The sequence below is a fragment of the Actinoplanes philippinensis genome, assembly GCF_900113015.1.
Classification (GTDB): Bacteria; Actinomycetota; Actinomycetes; order Mycobacteriales; family Micromonosporaceae; genus Actinoplanes; species Actinoplanes philippinensis.
Map to the genome: position 1 here is coordinate 502,138 of NZ_FONV01000006.1, position 20,742 is coordinate 522,879.

General features: G+C 74.4%; 14 protein-coding genes. 5 read left to right on the plus strand and 9 right to left on the minus strand.

Translation table 11 applies throughout. The annotated features are described in order from the left end of the window. Window positions 1-7: 7 nt before the first annotated feature. The 3 genes from mptB to BM290_RS18575 form a co-directional block, all read right to left on the minus strand. Complete coding sequence (gene mptB, locus BM290_RS18565; protein WP_093615610.1) at window positions 8-1,579, minus strand: polyprenol phosphomannose-dependent alpha 1,6 mannosyltransferase MptB; 1,572 nt, start codon at window positions 1,577-1,579, stop codon at window positions 8-10. A 249-nt stretch (window positions 1,580-1,828) separates the two neighbouring features. Then, on the minus strand, window positions 1,829-2,452 hold the full coding sequence (locus BM290_RS18570; protein ID WP_093615801.1) for a hypothetical protein: 624 nt from the start codon (window positions 2,450-2,452) through the stop codon (window positions 1,829-1,831). A gap of 154 nt (window positions 2,453-2,606) precedes the next feature. Beyond that, window positions 2,607-3,398, minus strand: coding sequence for a DUF6807 domain-containing protein (locus BM290_RS18575; RefSeq protein WP_093615612.1), 792 nt, complete (start codon window positions 3,396-3,398; stop codon window positions 2,607-2,609). A gap of 154 nt (window positions 3,399-3,552) precedes the next feature. On the opposite strand from BM290_RS18575, the gene BM290_RS18580 reads away from it, so the two are divergent. Then, window positions 3,553-3,891 carry an STAS domain-containing protein gene (locus BM290_RS18580; protein ID WP_093615614.1) on the plus strand — a complete coding sequence of 113 codons (339 nt, stop codon included), beginning with the start codon at window positions 3,553-3,555 and terminating at the stop codon, window positions 3,889-3,891. On the opposite strand, the gene BM290_RS18585 is transcribed toward BM290_RS18580, so the two are convergent. Then, complete coding sequence (locus BM290_RS18585) at window positions 3,881-4,903, minus strand: protein kinase family protein (RefSeq protein ID WP_203779249.1); 1,023 nt, start codon at window positions 4,901-4,903, stop codon at window positions 3,881-3,883. The genes BM290_RS18580 and BM290_RS18585 overlap by 11 nt on opposite strands. 151 nt (window positions 4,904-5,054) lie before the next feature. On the opposite strand from BM290_RS18585, the gene BM290_RS18590 reads away from it, so the two are divergent. After that, window positions 5,055-6,056 (plus strand): LacI family DNA-binding transcriptional regulator, encoded by a 1,002-nt coding sequence (locus BM290_RS18590; RefSeq protein WP_093615616.1) that lies wholly within the window; start codon window positions 5,055-5,057, stop codon window positions 6,054-6,056. Window positions 6,057-6,084: 28 nt separating this feature from the next. Here the strand turns inward: BM290_RS18590 and BM290_RS18595 are convergent, their stop codons facing one another. The 4 genes from BM290_RS18595 to BM290_RS18610 form a co-directional block, all read right to left on the minus strand. Continuing rightward, the gene (locus BM290_RS18595; protein WP_093615618.1) at window positions 6,085-6,753 is read right to left on the minus strand and encodes an enhanced serine sensitivity protein SseB C-terminal domain-containing protein; all 669 of its coding nucleotides are present in this window, start codon (window positions 6,751-6,753) and stop codon (window positions 6,085-6,087) included. A 149-nt stretch (window positions 6,754-6,902) separates the two neighbouring features. Then, window positions 6,903-7,622, minus strand: a complete 720-nt coding sequence (locus tag BM290_RS18600; RefSeq protein WP_093615620.1) for an alpha/beta fold hydrolase — start codon at window positions 7,620-7,622, stop codon at window positions 6,903-6,905. 80 nt (window positions 7,623-7,702) lie between these two features. Then, entirely contained in the window at window positions 7,703-10,405 is a 2,703-nt protein-coding gene (locus BM290_RS18605) for an ATP-binding protein (RefSeq protein WP_093615622.1), read from the minus strand. Between the two features lie 19 nt (window positions 10,406-10,424). Then, window positions 10,425-13,109, minus strand: a complete 2,685-nt coding sequence (locus BM290_RS18610; protein WP_093615624.1) for an ATP-binding protein — start codon at window positions 13,107-13,109, stop codon at window positions 10,425-10,427. Window positions 13,110-13,237: 128 nt separating this feature from the next. Between BM290_RS18610 and BM290_RS18615 the strand changes: the two genes are divergently transcribed. From BM290_RS18615 to BM290_RS18625, 3 genes are all read left to right on the plus strand, one after another. Further along, window positions 13,238-14,098: an AfsR/SARP family transcriptional regulator gene (locus BM290_RS18615; RefSeq protein WP_177319772.1), complete on the plus strand. Its 861-nt coding sequence runs from the start codon at window positions 13,238-13,240 to the stop codon at window positions 14,096-14,098. Window positions 14,099-14,180: 82 nt separating this feature from the next. Then, window positions 14,181-16,607, plus strand: a complete 2,427-nt coding sequence (locus tag BM290_RS18620) for an ATP-binding protein (RefSeq protein WP_239143472.1) — start codon at window positions 14,181-14,183, stop codon at window positions 16,605-16,607. A gap of 42 nt (window positions 16,608-16,649) precedes the next feature. Next, on the plus strand, window positions 16,650-19,346 hold the full coding sequence (locus tag BM290_RS18625) for a LuxR C-terminal-related transcriptional regulator (RefSeq protein ID WP_093615630.1): 2,697 nt from the start codon (window positions 16,650-16,652) through the stop codon (window positions 19,344-19,346). A 3-nt stretch (window positions 19,347-19,349) separates the two neighbouring features. Here BM290_RS18625 and BM290_RS18630 read toward each other — a convergent pair whose 3' ends face one another. After that, window positions 19,350-20,720, minus strand: coding sequence for an FAD-binding oxidoreductase (locus BM290_RS18630; RefSeq protein WP_203779250.1), 1,371 nt, complete (start codon window positions 20,718-20,720; stop codon window positions 19,350-19,352). Window positions 20,721-20,742 lie beyond the last annotated feature (22 nt).

Consider the following 20,742-nt stretch of genomic DNA (forward strand, 5'->3'; position numbering starts at 1 on the left):
GGACGACTCAAGGAAAGGCCGCTTGCTGAGGATCCTGTTGTGCCACGGCTGTGCGTCGCCTGTAAAACCGGACCGCCAGCACGATCAGCAGAACGGTCATCAGCGGCGCGCCCGGGAACTTCACGAACCGTGGCAGACCACCGCCGTCGGGCAGGACCGTGAACGCCGCCACGATGCTGATCCACATGAACGCGCTGGTCCGCACGGTGACGGCGGCGAGCAGGGTGAGCGGCCACATCACATACCACGGGTGGAAGACCGGCGACAGCAGCACCACGGCGGCCATCCCGAAGGCGGCTCCCCGCAGGGCGGCCCGCTCCCGGTCCGCGTCACGCAAGGCCGCGACGAAGAGCATGAGGAGTACGGTCGTGAGCGCCACGAGCGCGAGCGCCCGCACCGCCGGCACCGCGTCGAACCCGGGGAACAGTGCCTGGCCGGCGTAGGTGAGGGTCATGCCGATCGCGGTCGGTGGCGAGGTGAACTGGATGATCGTGGTGCTGCCCTGCATGGCCGGCACCCAGCCGAAGCCGAGGCCGCTGGCCGCTGTCACCGCCAGCAGCGCGGCCACCGACGAGCCGCCGACCAGCGCCGTCGCGCGCGTGAGCGGGCCGATCTCGGCACGCCAGCCCTGCCAGCCGGCCGGGGGCGGCACTTCACCCTGGGCGGAGACGAGGCCCCGGCCGGAGACGAGGCCATTGTCGGAGACGAGGCCATTGTTGGAGACGGCGGCCTGGCCCGAGACGGCGGCCTGGCCGGGAACGATCACGCGGCGCATGGCGATCAGGGCGGCGAACGGGATCACCACGACCGCGGTGGCCTTCACGGCGACGGCGAGTCCGAGCAGGGCGCCCCCGGCGAGCAGCGGGACCGGGCGGGCGTTCCCGCGTACCACCAGGAAGAGCCCCGCCACCAGCAACCCGATCATGACCGCGTCGTTGTGCGGGGCGGCCAGCAGATGCGCGCCGATCAGCGGCCCGGCGAGCGCCACCCAGATCGCGCGCTCCGGCGCGATGCCACAGCGGCGCGCCAGCGCCGGCAGGCAGGCCGCGACCATGACGATCGAGGCCAGGGTGATCAGGCGGAACACGACGATGATGCCGGTCAGCGACTTGCCGATGGCGACCGCGGCGCCGGCGATCAGCAGGAACAGCGGGCCGTACGGGGTGATGGTGTCCCGCCAGATCTCGGCGACCGTGCCGAGCCAGGTGCACGGCAGCGCGGACACTCCCTGCCGGTACGGGTCGAGCCCGTGCGTGAACATCTCACCCTGACAGGCGTACGAATAAACGTCGCGGCTGCCCATCGGTGGCACGAACAGGAACGGCAGCAGCCACAGCGACGCGGTCACGATCGCCCATCGCAGGGACGGCAGCCGGTCGCGGCCGGACCACCAGGCATACGCCATGAGGCCCGTCCCGACGATCCAGAGACCGAGAATGATCGGCCCGTAGGTGCTCCGGGCGACGCTGAGCGGGGTGGCCTCCAGATCGGCGCCGGGCAGCGCGCCGCCGAGCCATCCGGCACCCGCCAGCATCAACGCGCCGGCCAGTCCCAGCCACCGCAGAAAACTCAGCCCCATAGCCGTCGAGCTTCGCGCATCGGGGCGAGCCGTGGCGCACCAGGGTCGTCAGCGGACCACGCGATACCTGATGTGGGTGGTCAGCGACGCGGTCCGGGCGTCGAGCCGTTCCGGCCGAAGAGCCGCCGCCCCGCGCCGGCGGCGACCGGCGAGATCTGCCGGCGCGGCTCGTCGATCAGGCCCGCGGCGAGGAACCGGGTGACCGTGGCCGCCGGCAGGTGAGGACGCGCGATCCTCTCCAGGTGGGTCTCAGGAAGCGGCCGCCACGTCGTCCAGGGCGGCCGGGTCGAAGTCCGGGTTCAGCGCGCGGACCACCTCGGCGGTGACCGGCCGGCCCTCGACGACGTGCTCGACGGCCGCCCGGTCGACGGTGCGGCCGTAGTAGGTGGAGGCGAACGCCACGAACCGGTCGGTGGTGCCGTCGAGCAGGATCTCCAGCATGTCGCTGCCGTCGATCGCGCCGTCCGGGATCCGCAGGCTCGCCCCGGTGTGCCAGCGGTCGTCGCCGTGCCGTCGCCAGAGCACCGCGGTGGCGATGAACCGGCCTTCCTCGGTGAACATGTCGTGCTCCAGCAGCTCCCGGAACTCCTCCGGCAGACCGTCGACCAGGCCCGGCCAGGACTCCAGGTCGTCGTCGAGGTAAGGCGACATGTCCGACTCGTGGTCGAAGACCCGGATGAACGCGCCCGCCTCGGGAAAGACGACCTCCCACTCGTTGCCGCTGTTGTCGTCCATCTGCGCCCAGCCGCCCGCGAAGGTGTAGCGGTCCCAGCGGCCGCCGCCGACGATGTGGTCCAGCAGGGCGATCGCTCGGCACCGGGCCCGCAGCTCGGCGATCGGGGGCAGCTGGGCGGCGATCCTGGGGGCGTCCACCCCGGTCACGGTAGACGAGCCGCCGCGGCGAGGATCCCGGCATGGCCGAACGGTCACCGACCGGGCAGCGCGAGCCGGCGGGCCCGTGGGTGGAGCGTGCGGCGGAGCGTCTGCGGCCGGCGCGGACCGGCCGGCCGCGCCGCTCGGCCGGTGACTACACGACGGCGGCGACCTCGTCGCGGGTCAGCCGGCCGTCGGCGACCAGCACGGTGATCTCCCTGGTCAGCGGGACGCCCGGCTTGATGGTGAGCGTGTCCTCCCAGGCCAGGGCGGCGCAGACGCCGTTGTAGTCGCCGGTGCGGGCGAACCAGCGGTCGTCGCCGTCGAGGCCGGTGAAGATCAGGGTGTACGCGTCCTCGACGGACAGTGCCAGCCAGGGATCGACGGCGCCGTGCGGCTCGCCGCCGGACGGGGTGAACGCCGTCGCCTCGCCCTCGGTGGCGCGCCAGAAGAAGCCGCCGTAGCCCGCTCCCCCGGTCCGTCCGTTCGTCGCCGGGCTGCCGATCGTCACCTCCGACTGGGCGGGGGCCGCCAGCGCGTACCGGAAGAAGAGCCGCCAGCCGCGCGGGGCCGGGCGGGCCGTGACCGAACGCTGCTCCCTGAGCAGGAGCCGGCCGCCCCCGTCGACCCACCGCAGATCCTCGGCGAAGCCGCCGGGCAGCGGCGTGCGGCCGTCGGAGATGACGCGCCCGTGGTCGTCGCGCCAGATGTAGCCTTGATCGCGCACGTAGGTGCGCCCGCCCCAGACGTTGACGCCGTCGACGTCCTGCATGGTGACCGAGACCCCGAGATGCCAGGGGTGGTCCTGCGGCAGCTCGTCGGTGACGACCGAGCCGCCCAGCGTGCGGACCGGGTGCAGGTAGGGGCGGGGCGCGAGACGGATGTCGAGTTCGGGAGTGTCCACATAGGTGGCCACCCGGGTCCCGTCCACGTGCAGCTCGGTCATTCGTTCCCTCACCCTCAGGAAAGCGCTTTCCGGCAGCCTAGTCGGCCCGGTCGGGGACGGGCAAGCGGGGGATGTTCTCCACCATCGGAGTGATCTGGCCCGGAAACGGCCCCCGGTGCCGGAGAATCAGGGCTTCGACGGAGGGAAGGTAGCGATGACCGGCCCGTTCATGGTGTGCAAGCACGACGACGGTGACGGCGGCGTGCGGATCATGGTCAGCGGCGAGATCGACCACGACGTCAGCGAGGCGCTCAGCCTCATCCTGATCAACGCCGCCGAGCAGTCCGGCGTCCGGCACGTCGTCGTGGACCTCGCGACAGTGCCGTTCCTCGGCGCGGCCGGTGTGCGGAGCCTGCTCACCGGCCGTCAGGTGGCGGTGCGGCACGGCCGCGCGTTCGCCGTGGCGAACGCGCACGGCGTGGTGCGCGACACGCTGCGCGCCGCCGGTGTGGCCGGGATCCTGGCCGTGGCGACGGACACCGTCACGGCCTGAGCATCCGGGCCAGCTCCCCGGCCGGGAACGGGGTGCGTTTGCTGACGTGCCACAGGTCCTCGAAGAAACCGCCGACGAGCAGCGCGACCGGCAGGTGACGCCGCAGCACACGCAGCGCCGGCTCCGGCAGGCCGAGGCCGGACGGGTCCGCCGCGTGCAGCCTCAGCCGCTCCGTCACCTCCGGCCAGGGGACGTCCAGCAGCTTGCTGACCAGCCAGCGGACCAGGTGGGCGGCCGTGTAGCCGCGGTCGTAGTCGTGGTGCCGCCGGTGGAAGGCCGCCTCGGCGGCGTCCAGCTCGAACCCGGCGTGGGCGGCCAGCCCGAAATCGGCGAAGTAGATCCGGCGGCCGTCGGTCAGCAGGTTGCGGAAGTGCGCGTCGAAGTGGATCAGGCCGCGCGACTCCAGGAACGCCACCCCCTCCCGCACGGCCCGGTCGACGAACTCGTACGCCCCGTCGTCGCCGGCGGCGGCCCGCTCGGTCAGCCACGCGTCGACGGTCAGCGGGATGCTCTCCATGAACAGCACCACGGCGGCCGACGACGCGCCGATCGCCTCCAGCCGGGCCCGGACCGCGTCGTCGCCCTCCCAGTGCGTCACCCAGCGTTCCAGCTCGGCCGGGTCGACGGGCTCCGGCGTACGCGGCAGCACCCGCCAGTGGTGCACCAGCGGGAACCCGGCGTACGCGCCGTCCAGCACCCACTGCGTCGTCATGGTGTGCGCGGCCAGCTCCCGCCACGCGCCGAATCCGGCCGAACCGATGCCGTACTGGTAGAACGGGGGCAGCCGGAAGAGGTTCGCGGTGGAGCCGACGTGCTCGGGGCGGCGCTCCAGGTCGGTCAGCGGCACCAGCTTCACGAAGACCGGCTCCCCGTCGACCGCCACCGACGCCGTGCTCCCGCCGAAGCCGCTGGTCGTCTCCCCCACCAGGGCCGCGATCCCGGCGTCGTCGAGTGCCGCCAGCCGCGCCGACAGCGCCCGGTGCCGGGCCGACCGCTCGAGATCCACTTCCACTGTCCACACTCTAGTCAGCCCTGCGGTCGCTGCGGCGGCCAGCGGCATCGGCGACTGCACTGTGTTTCGGAGTTGCGACGGCTGGGCTAGTCTGACCAGACGGTCAGCGGGCCGAAAAGGTTTTCACGAACGTCACGCGGGAGATTTATCTTTGTCCAGGGCCACTCTTCGCGACGTCGCCAAACTCGCCGGGGTCTCGGTCGCGACCGCGTCCAAGGCGCTCAACGGGCAGCCGCAGGTTCGCGCCGAGACCCGGGAACGCGTCATCCGCGCCGCCGAGCAGCTCTCCTTCTCGCCCAACACGCTCGCCCAGGGGCTGATCACGCAGCGCAGCGGCACGGTCGGGCTGCTCACGTCCGACCTGGAGGGCCGGTTCTCGATCCCGATCCTGATGGGCGCCGAGGACGCGTTCGGCTCGGATCAGACGTCGGTGTTCCTGTGCGACGCCCGCGGCGACACGATCCGGGAGAAGCATCATCTCCGTGCGCTGCTGTCCCGGCGGGTCGACGGGTTGATAGTGGTCGGCGCCCGGCCGGACACCCGGCCCTCCCTCGGTGACCTGCCCGTTCCGGTGGTTTATGCGTACGCGCCGTCCGACGATCCGGCCGACCTGTCGCTGATCACCGACAACACCGGCGGCGGACGGACCGCGGTGGACCATCTGATCCGCTGTGGACGCCGCCGGATCGCGCACATCACCGGCGACCCCGGCTACAGCGCCGCGCAGGACCGGGCCCGCGGCGCTGTCGACCGGCTCACCGAGGAGGGGCTCACCCTGGCCGGCGGGGAGGTCTGGTTCGGCATGTGGTCGGAGGCGTGGGGCCGCGGCGCGACGCGGATGCTGCTGGAGCGCTGCCCCGACGTCGACGCGATCTTCGCCGGCTCCGACGAGATCGCCCGGGGTGTCCTCGACGTGCTGCACGAGGAGCGCATCGACGTGCCGTCCCGGGTCGCCGTCATCGGTTTCGACAACTGGAGCGTCCTGGCCGTCAACTCGCGGCCGCCGCTGACCACGATCGACCTCAACCTGGAGCATCTCGGCCGGATAGCGGCCCAGCGTCTGTCGGCCGCCATGGACGGGACGGCGGCCTCCGGCGTGGAGACGTTCCCGGTGCGGCTGATCACCCGCGAGTCCACCGCGCCGCTGCGCTGACCGGCCGGCGGCCACCCGGCGGCCCGGGTCAGCGGCGGGCGTAGAACGGCGCGGTCTCGGCGAGCATCCACGCGCTCACCGAGGACTGCTCGTCCAGGAGCACGATCTCGATGTCGTGGGCGACCGGGGTGAGGCGGGCGGCGTACTCGACGGCGGCGCGGACCTCGCCGGGCCAGGTGGGGACCTGCCGGTTGGGGCGGATGCCGATCATCAGCGTCTCCGGTCCGTCGTCGATGCGGCGCAGCGCCCGGCGGGCCTCCAGGACTCCCCGCACGGCCTGGAATCCCCCGGCCAAGGCCTGGAGCAGGTGGTACGGCTCCGGATGCGGGACACCGAGCAGGACGGCCGGCGCCCGGTCGGCGCGGAGGCTGTGCACCCGTTCGGCGGCGACCGGCAGGCTGGACGCGGACCCCGGGTTCACGGCGAAACCCAGATCGCCGGGGAGCCGTTCGGCCAGCTGGCGGCCGGTGAGCCGGATCTGCCGGCGGTGCCCGGCGCCGGACTTGGCCAGTTGCTCGGCGGAGGTGTAGACGGTCACGTAGGTGCGGCCGTCGATCGTGGTCAGCGGGAGCGGGCCGCCGGCCGGCAGCGGCACCCAGACCGGATGGTCGGCGAGGGCGGCCAGCAGCGCCTCGGGTGGTGACTGACCGCGCCGGACGTGCAGGAGCGTGGTCTCCAGAGTATTCGCGGGAAACATGGTCGACTCCGTCCTGTCGGCGTCCCCACCAGGAGGTACGCGGCATCGGCCGAGTCGGTTCACGTTTTCGGATGGCGGGAGTGAAGGCGTTTCGGGTTGCGGGCCGGGAACGCTTCCCCAGCCCGCCGCCCGCGACGGGCACGGCCGCACTACGACCCGGCGACCGCCGCAAGAATCGTCTCGGTGACCGCCGCCGGCTGCGACACCGTCAGGGCATGCCCCGCGCCGGGAATCTCGCGCAGCTCACGGCCCTTGGCCCGCTCGGCCATGAAACGCAGCGCCTGAGCAGGGATGTTACGGTCCGCGTCGCCCCAGATGAACCAGCTCGGCAGGGTGCTCCAGGCCGGCTCACCGGTCAGCCCGGCGGTCAGCGCCCGCTCGGCGACCGGCCGCTGGGTCACGGCCATCAGCGCCGCCACCGCCGGGTCGGCGTCGGCGGCGAACTGGCGTGCGAACGCCTCGACGCTGATCGACAGCTCGGCGCCGCCGGTGGTCAGCGCACGGGCGACGACCGCCGCGCCGAGGGTGCTGCCGGGAAATCTCCCGGACAGCTCGAGCGCGCTCTCCCCGGTCTGCGGGGCGAAGGCCGAGACGAAGACCAGGGCCTGCACGTACGGGTTCCCGGCCGCCGCCTGCGTGATCACCTGGCCGCCGTAGGAGTGCCCGGCCAGCACCACCGGACGGGCCAGGGAGGCGATCACGTCGCGTACGTAGTCGGCGTCCCCGGCCAGGTCACGCAGCGGATTCGCGACCGCCACCGACGTCAGGCCCCGCGCGGACAGCCGCTCGACGACTCCGTTCCAGCTGGCCGATTCCGCGAAGGCCCCATGGACCAGCACGATCGTCGGCTCGTTCTCGTTGTCCGGCATGTTCGGTTCCTCTCCTCGGCCGGAGCTGAGGCTAGGACGCCGGTTGTGGGCAAACAGTGGTCGCCGATGCAGTGGCCGCGTCAGATCCCGCCGATCACGTCCCGCAGCGCGCCACGGCCGGTGACGCCCAGCTTCGGATAGATGCGGTACAGGTGAGCGGCGACCGTACGATGCGACAGGAACAGGTGGTCGGCGATCTCCTTGTTGGTGCGACCCTCGGCGGCGAGGCGGGCGATCTGCAGCTCCTGAGCGGTCAGCACGCCACGGCGGACCTCACCCGTGCCGGTGACGGCCCCCGAGGCGCGCGCCTCGCTCTCGGCACGCGCCAGCCACGGCCGGGCCCCCGCCTCGCCGAACGCCCGGGCCGCCGCCGCGAACTGGGCACGGGCCTCGCCGATGCGCCGCTGCCGGCGCAGCCACTCGCCGTAGGCCAGGCGGGAGCGGGCCAGCTGCAACGGATAGCCGGCCGCGCCGGGCACCGCGAGCGCCGCGGTGAACAGTGGCTCGGCGTCGTCGGCGAGCAGGGCTCCGGCACGCAGCAGCAGCATCCGGATCAGCGGGCTGTCGAAGGTCGCGGCGTACTCCTCGGCGGCCCGCAGACGTTCGGCGAAGGACGCCGCGTAGCCCGCCCTGGTCGCCGCCTCGGCCAGGTCGGCGATCGCCAGCAGGCCCGGCTCCGGGCGGTCGCAGACGGCCGACAACTCGATGTACGCGTTCCAGTGCCGTCCGGCGGCGAGCTCGGTCAGGCCGGTGGTCCATCGCTGCCACACGGTGATCTCCACCCGGGCCGGTGTGCCGAGTTCCCTGCTGCGGGCCAGGGCCGCGGTGGAGTCGCCGGTGTCCCCGCGCCAGGCGTGCAGGTGGGCGATGACGGCGTCGCCCAGTGAGGCGAGCAGGTGCTCGCCGAGATCCGCGGCGAGGCGGCGGCCCTCCTCGGCCGCGGCGAACGCGTCGTCGAGGCGTCCCTGCACGGCGAGCGCCCGCCCGAGCATCACGCCGGCGGTGGCGAGATCGCCGATCGCGCTGTCCGCACGGGCGCGGTCGGCGCCGGCCCGGTGATACCGGACGGCCAGCGCCCAGTCGTGGGCCGGCTCGGCGCCGATGCCCAGACTGACCGCTTCGAGCGCCGTCCGCAGCGGCGGCATGTCGCGGAGCGCCTCCAGGGCCGCCTGGCCGTCCTGGACCGGGTCCAGCAGCGCCCGGATGGCGGCGGTCAGCCGTCCTTCCCGCGATCCGGTGACCGCCCGGAGGTCGGCGGCGATGCGCCGGCGTACGTCGAGGCCGACCCCGTAGGCCGCGCAGTGGGCGGCGGTGTTCATCAGCAGCGCCACCGGGAGGAAGGCGTCCGCGGGCGGCAACGGCGGCCCGGTCCCGGCCCGGCGCGCGATCGAGCCGACCTGGAGGGGATCGCGGGTGACGACACCGGTGGTGAGGCCGAGGATCTCCTCGACGAGCGCCGCCCGGGCCAGCACCAGCGGATCGGTCGAGGCGTGCATCGCGTCGTCCGCCAGTCGCAGCGCGGTGGCGGTGAGCCCGGCACGGCGGGCCGCTTCGGCGGCGAAGGCGAGCCGGCGTGCCCGGTTCTCGCCGGTCGCCGACAGCTCGGCGGCGCGCACCCACGAACGCATCGCCGTCCCGGTGTCGCCGCGGGCCTGGAGCACCGTGGCCGCCCGGTCGAGGTCGGCGGCGACCGACTCGTCGGCCCCGGTGGCGGCGGCCGCCCGATGCCACGCCGCCCGCGGCTGATCACCGGAGTCGCTGAGCACGCCGGCGATCGTCTCGTGCGCGGCGATCCGCTGCGCCCCGGTCGCCGTCGCGTAGACGGCCGAGCGGATCAGCGGGTGGCGGAACCGCAGCTGGGCCGCGTCGGCCCGGACCAGGCCGGCCCGTTCGGCCGGGGCGAGCGCCTCCAGCCCGAGCCCGCGCCGCTGGGCGCCGAGTGCCAATTCGTCCAGCCGGGAGCCGGTGCCGGCCGCGGCGATCAGCAGCAGATCCCGGGTCGCCGCGGGCTGGCCGGCGATCTGGGCGGCGAAGACCCGTTCGAGGCGCTCGGGCAGCGGCAGGCGCGGGTGGGCGGCGACCACCTGTATCGGGTCGTGCCCGGCCAGGCCACGGGCCAGCTCGATCAGCGCGAGCGGATTGCCCTCGGCTTCGTCGAGAACCAGAGCGCGGGTCTGCGGATCCAGCCCGGGATTCGTCTCGGCGAGGAGCCGGTCGGCGGCCTCACCGGGCAACCGGGGCAGCACCATCTCCGGCAGGCGCAGCGTGCCGAGCGGGGCGGGCGCCTCGTCCCGGCAGCTGGCGACGACCAGGATCGGGATCTCACGCAGCCGCCGCACCACGAACGCGATCATGCCGAGGGTCGGCTCGTCCATCCACTGGACGTCCTCGAGCACCAGCAGCAGGGGCCGGTCGCCGGCGAGATCCTCCAGCAGGCTCAGAACCGCCACCGACAGCAGCAGCCGATCCGGTGCGACATCCGGGCCGATGCCGAAAGCGCTGCGCAAGGCGTCGCGCTGCTGCGGGGGCAGGCCGTCGATGCGGTCGCCGGCGCCGTGCAGCAGCTGATGCAGGCCGGCCATGCCGATCGACGCCTCGCTCTGCACACCGGCGCAGACCAGCGCCCGGAAGCCGGCTTCGGCCGCGGCCTGTTCGAGGGCGGCGAGCAGGGTCGACTTGCCGATGCCGGCCTCGCCCCGCAGCAGCACCGTGGTGGTGTCGCCGGCCCGGGCCGTGTCCAGCATCCCCCGAAGCGCGGCCAGTTCCCGCTCACGACCGATCACGATCGATGAACCTACCGGGTCAGGTGGCCTCGCCGAGCGCCCCGGCCAGGGCGGCCCGGCTGGTGATGCCGAGTTTCGGGAAGACCCGGTAGAGGTGTGCCCCGACCGTGCGGTGCGACAGGAACAGCTGGTCGGCGATCTCCTTGTTGGTGCGGCCCTGCGCGGCGAGCCGGGCGATCTGCAGCTCCTGGGCGGTGAGCAGGGCGGCAGCGGGTTGCCCGGCCGCCGCGTCGACCGCCACCCCGGTGGCGCGCAGCTCGGCCCGGGCACGCGCCGCCCAGGGCAGGGCGCCGGCCAGGTCGAAGGCGGCCGCCGCGGCGGCGAACTCGTCCCTGGCGGCGGATGTGCGGCGCCGGCGGCGCAGCCACTCGCCGTGGACCAGACGGGTACGGGCCACCTGCAGCGGGAAGTCAGCGGCCACCGCGGGCGGGCCGATCGCGGCGCGGAAGTGCTCCTCGGCGTGGTCGCCGTCGCCGGCCAGCAGGCCCCGGCCGCACTCGACGAGGATCTCCAGCAAAGCGGACCGGAACGGCCGGACCTGATCGGCGAGCGCCTCCAGCCGGAGTGCGGCCCGCCCGGTGTCACCCGCACGGGACGCGGCCTCGGCCAGATCCGCCACCACCAGTGGGCCCAGGTCGGGATGGTCGGCGGCGATCAGCAACTCGGCGAGCGCCTCGGCCGGCCGGCTCGCCGACAGCGCTGACAGCCCGCGTGCCCAGCCGAGGTGGAACCGCAGGTCGGCACGGTCGGAGTGGACGGCGGCGACGGACTCGGCGTCGCCGCGCCAGACCGCCACCTGCGCCGCCACCACCTCGGCGGAGGTGGCGATCAGCGGCAGGCCGAGGTCAGCGCCGTGCCGCCGGGCCTCGTCGGCGGTCAGCGCGGCGTCCGCCAGCCGGCCGCGCATCATCAGGTTGCGGGCCAGCTGGATCTGGATGCTGGCGAGGTCGGCGAGCGCTCCCGCCCGCCGGTAGCCCTCCACCGCGACGGTCCAGCAGGCGCCCGCGAGGACCCAGTCGTGGAGCGCGTCCGCGGCCGCGCCCAGCCCGTTCGCGTACACCAGCGGCAGAACGGACATGTCGCCGGCGGCCGCCCGGACGGCGGCCAGCAGGCTCTCGGGGTCGCGGGTGGGCGCGAGATACGCGGTCGCCATCGTCATGCTCGGATCGGCGGCGGTCAGCCCGAGCTCGCGCAGACGGTCGAGGATGCGCTCGCCGTCGGCCGAGGCCGGGGCCTCATGGCGGCAGCGGATCGCCGCGAACAGGAGCAGGGTGACCGCGAGGTCCCGGTCCACCGCCGCGGTCCGCCGCGCGATCTCGATCAGCCGGTCGATCGGGAGCACCTCGCCGCCGACGTAGAACGCGAGAAACGACTCGGTGACCGCCAGCTCGGCGGCGACCAGCGGGTCGGCGACCTTGCGGGCGGCCGCGATCAGCCGCGCCGCCGCGTCCGGCACGCCGCTCTGCCGGGCGGCATCCGCGGCCCGCGCGAGGCGGCGGGCCGCCTGCCCCGGATCCGGTGAGAGCTCGGCGGCGCGTTCCAGGTAACGCATGGCGCTGCCCGGCACGCCCCGGGCGGCGGCCAGGCCGGCGGCCGTCTCCAGGTCGCGGGCGACGGTCTCGTCACGGCCGACGGTTCCGGCCGAGCGGTGCCACGCTGACCGTTCCGGATCACCCGCGAACACTTCGGCCAGAGCCCGGTGCGCGGCGATCCGGCGGGGGAACGGCGCGGCCCCGTAGACGGCGGAGCGGATCAGCGGGTGCCGGAACGTCAGCTCGTCACCGGCCGGGCGGACCAGCCCCGCCTCCGCCGCCTCGCGCATCCGCTGTTCGGGCGCGTCGATGCCGAGCAGGCGGGCGGCCTTTCCGATCTCGGTGAGGGTGGCCGCGTCCCCGGCCGCGGCGAGCAGCAGCAGGTCCTGCGCCGGCCGCGGCAGTTGGGCTGCCTGGTCGGCGAAGACGTTCTCCAGACGGGCGCCGATCGGCAGCCGGGCGGGCAGGCCGGCCGTGTCGTGGAGTCCGCGTTCCATCAGGCCGCGGGACAGTTCCACCAGCGCCAGCGGGTTGCCCTCGGCCTCGTCGAGGATCCGGTCGCGAACCTCCCGGCGCATCCCCGGGTCGAGCGCGGCCAGCAGGGCCGTGGCGTCCCCGTCGGCGAGACGGCCGACCGGCATCTCGGGCAGTCCCAGCTCGGTGACCGCGTCCGCCTCGTCGGATCGGCAGGTGACCAGCATGACGATCGCGGTGTCGCGGACCCGCCGGCCGACGAAACCGATGAGGCCCGCCGTCGGCCCGTCCATCCACTGGACGTCCTCGACGATCAGCAGGAGCGGCTGCTGCTGGGCCAGGTCCTCCAGCAGGCCCAGCACGGCCAGGGAGAGCACGAGCCGGTCCGGTGCGGTGGCCGGGCCCAGCCCGAACACGCTGTGCAACGCCTCGCGCTGCCGGTCCGGGAGGTCATCGGCCCGGTCGACCACGACGTGCAGCAGCTGTTGCAGACCGGCCAGCCCGGAGCTGCTCTCCCGCTGGACTCCGGCGCAGGTCAGCACCCGGAAGCCGCGCTCGATGGCGGTGGCGCGCGCGTCGTCGACGAGCGTCGACTTGCCGATGCCGGCGGGTCCCCGGATGATCAGAGCGCTGCCCCGCTCGCCCACGTCCCGCAGCAGCCCCCGCAATGTGGCCTGTTCCCGTGCCCGCCCCTGCATGCGCAGACCATAACGCCCGATGGCTTAGGTCATCCGGGCTCCGGTCGCGCGGTGGCGTAGTCACGTAACTGATGCCCTGCTCACGGCCGCGGCGAATACTTCGTGGCGAGTACGGGAGGTGGGGCATCTTGTCTCGGGGACAGACACGCCGGCGGTTGTGGTTCACGGTGCTCGGCCCGGTGCGCGCGTGGCGCGGCGACCAGGAGATCGATCTCGGCAGCCCGCAGGCGCGGTCACTGCTCGCGGTGCTGCTGGCGCACGGGGGCCAGTCGGTGAGCCTGGCCCGGCTGGTCGACACGATGTGGGGCCCGGATTCGCCGCGGACGGCGGTCAACGCCATTCACCGCAACATCGGTCTGCTGCGCCGCAGGATCGAGCCGGATCTGCCGGCCCGGCGCGCGGGTGGCTGGCTGGTCCGCTCGGCCGGCGGGTACCGGGTGGACGCCGACGGCGACAGCCTGGACCTGCTGCGCTTCCGCGGTCTCGTGATGCGGGCCAGGGCCGGCGGCGGCCGGGGCGCGATCGAGCTCTACCACGAGGCGCTGGGGCTGTGGAGCGGCGCCGGTGGTGAGGGCATCGACCCGCGGGTACGTGCCGACGCCGTCTTCACCCGGCTGGAGCAGGAGTTGTCCACGGTGGCCCGGGACGCCGCCGACGTGGCGCTGGCCGTCGGCGGCGCCGGGGTGCTGGCCGACGCGGTCGAGCAGGTGGCCGGGCGGGCGCCGTTCGACGAGCCGCTGCACGAGCGGCTGATCCGCCTGCTCGGCGCGGCCGGTCAGCAGGCCCGGGCGCTGCAGTCCTACCAGGATCTGCGGCGCCGGCTCGGTGCGGAGCTGGGCCTGTCGCCGGCCGCGTCGGTCGACGCCGCCCGTGACGCGGTGCTGCGCTCGCCGCGGCGGGCCCGGCAGCTGCGTTCGGCGACGCTCCTGTCGTACCGTCGCATGGGGTGTCCCCTGAACCAACGACCCGGCGGAGTTTCGCCGCATTGAGCCCGAATTGATCCGGGTGCCGTCCGTCAGGTGACGTACGCGCCCCTCGCCGCCCCGGACCTACGGTTCGATGGTGAACGAGATGGTCGGCCGCGCGGGACCGCTGTCCCGCCTCACCGGGCTGATCGACCGGGCGCCGGTGAGCGGCGGCGCCGTCCTGATCACCGGCGAGACCGGGGTGGGCAAGTCGACACTGGTCCAGGCGGCCGCGGCGACCGCCCGGAAGGCCGGCTTCCGCGTCCTGACCTGCACCGGCGTGGAGGGCGAGACACAGATCGGGCTGGCCGGCCTGCACGAGCTGCTCCGGGTGATCATCGATCGTGCCGAGATCCTGCCGCCGCAGCACCGGGACGCGCTGTTCAGCGTCTTCGGGATCGGCCCGCGGACCGCTCCGGACCGGGCGCGGCTCGCGGCGGCGGTCCTCGGTCTGCTCACCGCCCTGGCCGCCGAGCAGCCGCTGATGATCGTGCTCGACGACGCGCAGTGGATGGACCAGCCGACCATCAACATGATCGGCTTCCTGACCCGGCGGATCGCCCCCGCCCCGATCGTGATGGTGGTGGCCCGCCGTCCGGAGGGCGCCGCGGCGCTGGACGAGCTGGGCCTGGAGGAGATCACCCTCGGCCGGCTCACCGCCGCCGACTCCCGTGCGCTGGTGTCCCGGCGGCACCCCGGGATGCCCGGTCATGTCCTACGGCAGGTTCTCGGCGAGGCCGAAGGCAACCCGCTCGCGCTGATCGAGCTGGCCGCGGAGGCCGCCGGCGGCCGTCACGAGACGCCGGTGACGTCGTTGCGTGCCCGGCTGGAACGCGGGTTCGCCGAGCGGGTGTCCGCTCTCTCCCCCGCCGGTCAGGACCTGCTCCTGCTCGCCGCCGCCGCCGGACCGGTGCCGCTCGCCGAGCTGACCGACGCGGCCGACCGGCTCGGCGTCGGCCCCGGCGCGGTGGCGGAGGCCGAGGAGAACGGACTCGTCACGGTCACCGGAACGGCCCTGTCCTTCCGCCATCCGCTCATCAGGTCGGCCGTCTACCAGTCGGCCGGCCTGCACAGCCGGGTCCGGGTCCATCAGGCGCTCGCCGCGATGCTCACGGCACGCGACCAGCCGTCGCCGGCGGCCTGGCACCGGGCCGCCGCGACGATCGGCCACGACGACGACGTGGCGAAGGAGCTGGCGGACGCCGCCGACGGCGACAGCCGGCGCGGCCTGCACGGCGCGGCGATGCGCGCTCTCGAACGGGCCGCCGGTCTCAGCCGGGACGCCGGTGAGCGGGGCCGCCTGCTGATCCGGGCGGCGCAGGCGGCGCGGCTGGCCGGGCTGGCCGGCGAGAGCCGGCGACTGGCCGACCTGGCCACCGGGGCGACCGGCGACGACACGATCCGCGGCGAACGGGCGATGATCCTGTTCGCGCTCGACCTCAACTCCGGCGTCCGCACGTGCGAGCCCGAGGAGCTGCTGGCGCTCGGCGAGCAGACCGGCCGGCCGGACATGGCCGTGCACCTGCTCAGCGCCGCCGCCTTCCTGAGCCGTCGCCGGGCCGCCCCCACGGAGCTGATGGACCGGATCGGGCGGGCGCTGGCCGCGCTCGACGTGCCGGACACCGACCCGCGACTGGTCATCGCGCACGCGTGCCTGGCGCCCGCACGGCACGCCGCGGCGCTGCTTCCCCGCCTGCGGGCCTACGCCGACGACGTGGCGAACGTGGCGACGGACTTCGTGTCCGGGCTGGCGACCGCCGCTCAGGCTCTGCAGGACTGGGAGGCGGTCACGCTCTTCTTCGCCACGTCGGCCGGCCGGTACCGGGACCGCGGGGCGCTCGCCGACTCCATCGCCAACCGGGCGGAGCTGGCGCTCGCGTACGCCGTCCGGGACCGCCTCGACGACGCGCTCGCCGAGGCGGAGTCGGTGGGCCGCGACGCCCGGGACGGGGACCTGCCGGTCGCGGCCGCCTTCGCGGACACGGTGATCGCGTTCGTGCACGCCTGGCAGGGCCGTCCGGTCCGCGACGCGCCCGCGATCCGCGCCGACATCGACGCCCTGCGCGCCTGGGCCGCCGGGCTGTCCGCGTTGGCCGGAGGCGATCCGGCGACGGCGTACGAGGCGTTGCGGGCGGCGGCCGCGCATCCGGACATCGCACCCCCGTCGATCGCCGACCTGGCCGAGGCCGCGGTCGGCGCCGGCCGGCGAGACGCGATGCGCGACGCCCTCGACGATGCCGCCCGGCTCGCCGACGCCACCGCGTCACCGCTGGTCACCAGCCTGGTCCACCGCGCCCGGGCGGTGCTCGGCGAGGATCCCGAGGGCAACTTCCGCCGCGCGCTGCTGGTCCCGGGCGCCGAGTCGTTCCCGTTGCAGATCGCCCGGACCCGTCTGGCGTACGGCCGGTGGCTGCACCGCGCCGGCCGCGACACCGAGGCCCGTGCCGTCCTCGCCATGGCCGCCGCCGGATTCGAGCGAGCCGGGGCGCCGCCCTGGGCGGCCCGGGCCCGCACGGCTCCCGGGCACGTATGATCGGCGCGCAGCACACGATGTGGACTGAGGTGAAGCGCCCCGATGGCGGCTCTGTTCGGCCGCACGACCGAGGTTCGCAGAATCGACGCGCTGGTCGCCGACCTGCCGCAGCGTGGCGCCGCGCTCGTCGTCCGCGGTGACGCCGGCATCGGCAAGTCCGCCCTGCTGGCCCGGGCGGTCTCCGTCGCCCGCGAGGGCGGCATGCAGGTGCTCGGCACGACCGGCACGGAGGCGGAGAGCCACCTCGACTTCGCCGGCCTGCATCAACTGCTGGCGCCGGTCCTGTCGCTGTCCGGCGCTCTCGCGGGTCCGCAGCGTGCCGCGGTCCTGACCGCGTTCGGGCTGGCCGACGGCCCCCCGCCGGATCTGTTCCTGATCGCGCTGGCCTCGCTGAACCTGCTGGCCGAGGCCGGCAGCGCGGCGCCGGTGCTGGTCACGGTCGATGACGCGCACTGGCTGGACCCGGCGAGCGCGGCGGTGCTCGCCTTCGTCGCCCGGCGTATCGCCGCCGAGCCGATCGGGCTGGTGGCATCGGCCCGCGAGGGGTTCGAGACGGCATTCGACGCGGTCGGCCCGGCGGTGCTGCGGCCCGGCCCGCTCGCACCGGAGGATGCCGAGGCGCTGCTCGACGAGCAGGCCCCGGATCTGCCGCCGGCCGCGAGAGCGACGATCCTGGCGAGCGCCGAGGGCAACCCGCTCGCGCTGACCGAGCTTCCGGCGATGGCCGGGCGGCTCGATCCGTCCGGCCCCTGGCTGCCGTTGACCACCCGGCTGGAGCAGGCGTTCGCGGGCCGGCTCGGCGACCTGCCGGCGACGACGGTCACGGCCCTGGAGGTGGCCGCGCTCAACGACGGCGACGGCCTGGCCGAGACGCTCACGGCGGCCGGGACGGTGGCGGCGGATCTGCAGCCCGCCATCATCGCCCGGCTGGTCACCGTCGCCGAGGGCCGGATCCGGTTCCGCCATCCGCTGATCCGGTCCGCGGTCCATCACCGGATCGACGGGGTACGCCGCCTGGCCGTGCACACCGCTCTGGCGAGAGTGCTGGCCGGTTCCCCGGAACGTCATCTGTGGCACCGGGCCGCCGCGAGCGAGGGCCCGGACGAGCGGATCGCCGTCGAACTGGACGATGCCGCCCAGCAGGCCCAGCGGCGTGGCGCGGCGGCCGGCGCGGTCCGTGCCCTGGAACTGGCCGCACGCCTGAGCACCGACCCGCACCGGCGTGTGCAGCGACTGCTGCGGGCCGCGACCTGGGCCACCGAGCTGGGCCGGCGCGACGACGTGGACCGGCTGCTCGCCGGGATCGGGCCGGCCCGGCTCACCCCCGCACAGCAGGCCCGGACGGCGTGGGTGCGCGGCCGGTTCGACAATCACCTCGCGGAGAGCATCACCGGCGTTCGGGCCCTGGTCGCGTTCGCGCGGGAGGCGATCGGCCGCGGCGAGAGCGACCTGGCCCTCGACCTGCTGTACGCGGTGGGGCTGGCCAGCGCGTACACCGAGCCGGGCCGGGAGATCCGGGAGTCGGTGGTGACCGCGGCCCGGCAGGTCGGGGTGCCCGCCGACGACCCGCGACTGCTGCTGGTCCTGGCGTTCGCGCATCCGGTCGCCTGTGGCGCCGAGGTCCTGGCCCGGCTGCGGCAGTGGGCGGCCCGCGGAGTCGCCGACGAGTCGCTCTGCCGGGCGCTGGCCACCAGCGCGAACGCGATCGGCGAGTACGAGCTGTGCCTGTCCTTCGCCGCGCCGGCGCTGGCCCACCTGCGCGGGCAGGGACGGCTCGGCCTGCTGGCCCGGGCGCTCGCCGTGCAGGGCCGGGCGGCGGCCAACCTGGCGAATCTGAGCATCGCCGTCCCGGCCGCCGAGGAGACGGTCCGGCTGTCCCGGGAGACCTCGGTGCCGCCGGTCGAGGCCCTGGGATGGGCGCAGAACGCGCAGATCGCGGCGCTGCGCGGCCGGTTCCGCGAGTTCGAGGAGTGTGCCGCGCAAGCCGAGATGCTGGCCACGCCGCTGCACGCGGCGGCGGCGCTGGCGACCGTGCAGCACGCCCGAGGGCTTGCCGCCCTGGTCAGCGGCCGGTCAGCGGAGGCGGCCGAGCTGTTGCTGCGCATCTTCACGCCCGGTGATCCGGCGTACCACCTGCTGCACGGCTGGGATTCGATCGGCGACCTCGCCGAGGCTGCCGCCCGTGGGCCGGCCCGGCAGCGGGTCACCGAGATCGTCGCCGGTCTGGAGCGGGTCGCCGAGCAGATGCCGACCACGGCGCTGCGGGTGGGGCTCGGCTACGCCCGCGCCGTGCTGGCCGCCGACGACCGCGCCGAGGCGGCGCTGCTGGAGTTCCTGGCCACCGGCCTGACCGGATGGCCGTTCGTGCGAGCCCGCGCGCAGCTGATGCACGGGGCATGGTTGCGCCGCCATCGGCGTCGCGCCGAGTCGCGGGTGGTGCTGCGGGCCGCACGCGACGCGTTCGACGCGCTCGGCACCGCGCCGTGGGGCGAACGCGCCCGCCAGGAGCTGCGGGCCTCCGGTGAGACCAGCACCCGGCGGGCTCCGGACGCGCTGGACCGGCTGACTCCGCAGGAGCTGCAGATCGCCCAGCTGGCAGCGGACGGGCTGACCAATCGGGAGATCGGTCAGCGCCTCTACGTCTCGCATCGCACGGTCAGCACCCACCTGCACCGGATCTTCCCCAAGCTCGGGATCACGTCCCGGGCCGAGCTGAGGGAGGCGCTGGCCGGCGTCTGAGGGTCAGCCGCCGGGTGCGATGTTGTGGTTGATCCGGAACAGGTTGGCCGGGTCGTACCGTCGTTTGACCGCCACCAGGCGATCCCACGACTCCGGCGCGAAGGCGAGGGCCGCCGCCTGCGGGCTCGCGTCGCCGGCGAACATGAAGTTCAGGTATCGCCGGCCGGTGGACCAGGGCGCCAGCGCGTCGATCAGCCGCTGCTCGTACGCGTGCAGCGCCGCGGCGTCCGGCGGTCCCCCGGCGGCCACCAGGAACACGTTGTACAGCGTGTCGTCCCGGTTGCCGACCGCGCTGGGCGTCTCGGGCGCCCGGCTCAGGGCACCGCCCATGTGCCGGATCTCGGCCAGCACCAGCGGTGACGCGGCGTCCGGCCCGGCCAGCTCGAGGATCGTGTCGACAGCCTCCTTCGGCAGTTCCCGCAGCAGGGCCCCGTGCTCGTACAACGGCAGCGGGTCCACCGGATCGCTGTGCACCGAGGCGATCGCCGCGTACGGCAGCAGCCCGACGGTGTCGATGATCGGTGTGCCCAGCTCCCGGAACGGCTGCACCAGCACCGCGCCGTCCGACGGGCTGCCCAGATGGGTGATCCGTAGATGGGCGACGAGCCGGTCGCGCAGCGGCTCCGGCACGAAGGGCGCCGGCGGCAGGTGCAGCAGGCCCACCGAGGCCGACATCTCCTCCGGCAGGTCCCGGCTCCACTCCCGGAACAGGTGCAGCACGTCGCCGGCGAGTTCGCCCGGGAAGAAGATGCCGCCGCCGTAGAAGGCCCGGATCGGGAAGAGGGTGAACTCGATCGCCACGACGACGCCGAAGTTGCCCTTGCCGCCGCGCAGCGCCCAGAACAGGTCGGGCTCGGTGTCCGCGGTGACATGACGCAGCTCACCGTCGGCGGTCACCACGTCCAGCGCGGTCACGTGGTCGGCGGCGTAGCCGTGTTTGCGGCCGAACGGCCCAAGCCCGCCACCGAGCGTGTAGCTCACCACGGTCACCGTCGGTGAGGAGCCGTTGAGCCCGGCCAGCCCGGCTTTCGCGGTCTCCTCGACCAGCTCGGCCCAGCGCACCCCGGCCTCGACCCGGGCCGTGCGGGCGTCCTCGTCGACGGCCAGCCCGGTCAGGCGCCGGGTGGTGATCAGCACCGACCCGGCGTCGGAGACCGAGCTGCCGTGCCCGGCGCCGAGGACCGCGACCGGCAGGCCGTTCGCGGCGGCGTAGCGCACGGCCGCCTGCACGTCGCCCGCGCCGGCCGCGCCGACCACTACCGCCGGTGAGCGCACGACCGTCAGGTTGTAGCCGGCGAGCTCGTCCGCCCAGCCCTCGTCGCCGGGCAGCAGAACCGGACCGGTGACGGCGGCTCGCAGAGTGTCGAGATTCAAGATCAAAAGTTTTTCCTGGAGG